The sequence below is a fragment of the Pseudomonas sp. 2995-1 genome (assembly GCF_002742505.1).
In the GTDB taxonomy this organism is placed as follows: domain Bacteria; phylum Pseudomonadota; class Gammaproteobacteria; order Pseudomonadales; family Pseudomonadaceae; genus Aquipseudomonas; species Aquipseudomonas sivasensis.
This window is the reverse complement of sequence record NZ_LJSA01000385.1, coordinates 1-284: the sequence shown is the minus strand read 5'-3', so window position 1 is coordinate 284 and position 284 is coordinate 1. Positions and strand designations below refer to the sequence as shown.

Here is a 284-nt window from a genome sequence, read left to right as displayed (position 1 = left end):
ATTCTTCACCGTACTCTTGTCGTATCATTTCGTAAGCTGTTTTCATGTGAAAATTACGGTTTATCGTATTGTGTGCATCTGATGCTATGAAGTGTGTTAGATTTGCTTCTATGATTTCTTTTGAAAATGATTGTATTTTTTTTCCGAACTTCCCACAAACACTGGCTGCAGTAACTTGTGTGAGTGCACCATCTCTTACTAGTTCATATAATTCATCTGGTTTTTCCATCAACTCTTGGTTACGTTCTGGATGAACGATGATAGGAACTATACCAACCAATTGC

The 284-nt window shown here is 36.6% G+C and carries 1 protein-coding gene; it reads right to left on the bottom strand.

The genetic code is table 11. The features are described from left to right. The coding region (locus AOA61_RS31240; RefSeq protein WP_305886524.1) for a CpsB/CapC family capsule biosynthesis tyrosine phosphatase at positions 1-284 on the bottom strand (284 nt) is incomplete at both ends.